The sequence below is a fragment of the Shewanella sp. 11B5 genome (assembly GCF_002836795.1).
GTDB lineage: Bacteria > Pseudomonadota > Gammaproteobacteria > Enterobacterales > Shewanellaceae > Shewanella > Shewanella frigidimarina.
The window spans coordinates 1-2,885 of sequence record NZ_PJAP01000968.1 but is presented as its reverse complement, the minus strand read 5'-3'; the positions used below and the strand labels follow the sequence as shown (position 1 = coordinate 2,885).

Here is a 2,885-nt window from a genome sequence, read left to right as displayed (position 1 = left end):
AATGAGCTTTGTAAAGCTCAACGCAACCATTGTATTTACTTGGATAGTAATGATGTTATTGGTGATTGGCTCAATCCTGATTACCAGAAAGTTATCCAAGGATATGCAGCGTTCTCGCTGGCAAAATTTGCTGGAAGTGGTGGTCATTACCATTAGCAAACAGATTGAAGAGGTTGGTCTGAGTAATCCTCATAAATATCTTGGATTTCTCGGTTCGTTATTTTTGTTTATCGCCACCTCAGCTATCTGTACGGTGATCCCCGGCTTCGAACCGCCTACGGGTTCACTTTCCAGTACCGTAGCGCTGGCGCTATGTGTATTTGTAGCAGTACCTATGTTTGGTATAGAGAAGCAAGGCTTGCGCGGCTACCTCGCCTCCTACACCAAACCAACTGTCATTATGTTGCCATTTAACCTTATCAGTGAAGTGTCGCGTACGCTGGCCTTAGCGGTGCGACTGTTTGGCAACATGATGAGTGGAGTGATGATCCTCGGTATTCTGTTGAGTATTACTCCCTTTTTGTTTCCTATTGTCATGACTCTGCTCGGTTTACTCACTGGCATGGTACAGGCCTACATCTTTTTTATTTTAGCAACCGTGTACATCGCTGCGGCGACTCGCATTCAACAACCGGAGCGCGAACTTGCGCAAGATGGCTCGGCCACCACCGAGAAACAAGATACAAAAACGGGCTCTCAACAATGAACCACCACCTTAAATTGATTTAGGAGTGATTATGGACAGCATAACAATTATAGCAATGGTATCGATTATCACCGCAGGGTTTACCATCACCATCGGTGTTATTGGACCTTCACTCGGTGAAGGAAAGGCCGTAGCGACGGCTTTATCTTCTTTGGCCCAGCAGCCAGATGCATCAGCCACCATTACCCGCACACTGTTTGTTGGTTTAGCGATGATAGAATCAACTGCAATCTATTGCTTTGTGGTATCAATGATTCTGCTATTTGCCAACCCTTTTTGGAATTACGTGATCGACCAAGCTGCAGGTATATAGGCTATGTTAATCGATTGGTTTACCGTATTTGCGCAAGTGATAAATTTTTTGGTACTCGTGTGGCTACTGAAGCGGTTTTTATATCGGCCCATTCTTGATTCCATCGATGCCCGTGAAAAACGAATTGCCGCAGAAATAGCAGATACTAAGGCTAAAAGAATTGAAGCAGAGCTTCAACGAGAAGAGTTTCAACAAAAAAATGCCGATTTTGAGCAACAAAAAACCACTCGTATAAATAAGCTAAAAGAGGAAACAGAAGCCGAACGCGCTCGTTTACTTGAAGCTGTAAGACTGGAGTCACAAGGCCTACGAAAAAAATTACAATTAGCGCTTAAAAATGAGCAACTCAATTTGCAAGTGGCAATCAGCCAACGCGCACGGGAAGAAATATTCTCGATAGCGCGTAAGGTACTTGGCGATCTCGCTGGAACCTCTCTAGAAGCATCCATGACAGATATTTTCATTCGCCGTTTGAATACCTTAAACGATGAGGAAATAGCTTCGCTACAATCAGCAATATCCCCGGCAATTAATGCCGCTGCACAACCTCTTTTAATTCGAACCGCCTTTGCACTTCCAACACCGCAGAGCTCACTTATTGAAGCGGCTATTAAAAAAATATTGGGTCACGACATACCAATCCAATTTTCCATAGAGCCCGATGTCATCAGTGGAATTGAACTCAGTATCAAAGGTCAAAAAATCTCGTGGAGTATTAACGAATACCTCAGTTCATTGACAAAACGGGTTGACGAGTTACTGCAATCCCCTATGAATATTGAACAAGCTAACGATACTCACTCAACAACAAAGACAGACAGTCATGAAGCTAGCGCCTGATTTACTGCAAGCAACATTTGAGCAGACATTTTCGATTCTGCAGCAAGCGAGACGGTCTTTTTCGCCACAACTGCAACCTCGAGAAATAGGCACCATTACCAGTATTGCTACTGGCATAGCAAAAGTGTCAGGTTTACCTGGGGTCGGTTTTGAAGAAGTACTGAAATTCCCCGGTGATATTTTTGGCATTGCCTTTAATGTTGATGAAGATGAAATAGGTGTGGTACTGCTTGGGGATTACTGGCATTTGCAGGCAGGTGATGAAGTCGAACGCTGTGGGCATCTAGTTGATGTGCCAGTGGGAGAAGGCCTGCTCGGCCGTATTATCAACCCTATCGGTGAGCCCTTAGATGGCAAAGGCAGACTGATTGCCAGTGCACGCTTACCCGTTGAGCGTCCCTCTCCTGCAATTATGAATCGAGCACCTGTTAGTGTGCCTTTACAAACAGGCATTAAAGTTATCGATGCGCTTATTCCTGTTGGCCTTGGGCAACGTGAATTAATCCTCGGTGATAGGCAAACGGGTAAAACCGCCATTGCCGTTGATACTATACTTAATCAGCGTGACAAAAATGTACTCTGCGTATATTGCGCGATTGGACAGCGCGCCTCAGGTGTGGCAAAAGTGATTGCGACACTGCATGAACAAGGCGCCTTAGAATATACCATTGTGGTGGTTACCGAAGGCAATGATCCTCCAGGCCTTGCTTATATTGCCCCTTATGCAGCGACCAGTATTGCAGAATACTTTATGCAGCAAGGCCGCGATGTATTGATTGTATATGACGACCTGACCCACCATGCCAGAGCCTATCGAGAGCTGTCTCTGCTGTTACGTCGGCCGCCCGGTCGTGAAGCTTTTCCCGGCGATATCTTTTACATCCATTCGCGATTGTTAGAGCGGGCAACTCACTTGAGCCCAAATTTAGGCGGAGGATCATTAACCGCGCTCCCCATTATTGAAACCGAAGCGCAGGATATTTCCGCCTATATTCCGACAAATCTTATTTCAATTACCGATGGGCA

General features: G+C 45.3%; 4 protein-coding genes. All 4 read left to right on the top strand.

What is annotated here, in order from left to right; all coding sequences use genetic code 11:
- Position 1 precedes the first annotated feature (1 nt).
- The gene (locus tag CXF78_RS18945) at positions 2 to 706 is read left to right on the top strand and encodes a F0F1 ATP synthase subunit A (protein ID WP_102037629.1); all 705 of its coding nucleotides are present in this window, start codon (positions 2 to 4) and stop codon (positions 704 to 706) included.
- Between the two features lie 31 nt (positions 707 to 737).
- Entirely contained in the window at positions 738 to 1,019 is a 282-nt protein-coding gene (locus tag CXF78_RS18940; RefSeq protein ID WP_102037628.1) for a F0F1 ATP synthase subunit C, read from the top strand.
- 3 nt (positions 1,020 to 1,022) lie between these two features.
- Positions 1,023 to 1,859 carry a F0F1 ATP synthase subunit delta gene (locus CXF78_RS18935; protein ID WP_102037627.1) on the top strand — a complete coding sequence of 279 codons (837 nt, stop codon included), beginning with the start codon at positions 1,023 to 1,025 and terminating at the stop codon, positions 1,857 to 1,859.
- Positions 1,843 to 2,885, top strand: a 1,043-nt coding sequence (locus CXF78_RS18930; RefSeq protein ID WP_102037626.1) for a F0F1 ATP synthase subunit alpha, incomplete at its 3' end; no start/stop codon positions are given. The genes CXF78_RS18935 and CXF78_RS18930, both read left to right, overlap by 17 nt.

Excerpts from the sequence above, each read along its gene's own strand:
- CXF78_RS18945 (WP_102037629.1), top strand. The coding sequence starts at position 2 with ATGAGCTTTGTAAAGCTCAACGCAACCATTGTATTTACTTGGATAGTA.
- CXF78_RS18940 (WP_102037628.1), top strand. The coding sequence starts at position 738 with ATGGACAGCATAACAATTATAGCAATGGTATCGATTATCACCGCAGGG.
- CXF78_RS18935 (WP_102037627.1), top strand. The coding sequence starts at position 1,023 with ATGTTAATCGATTGGTTTACCGTATTTGCGCAAGTGATAAATTTTTTG.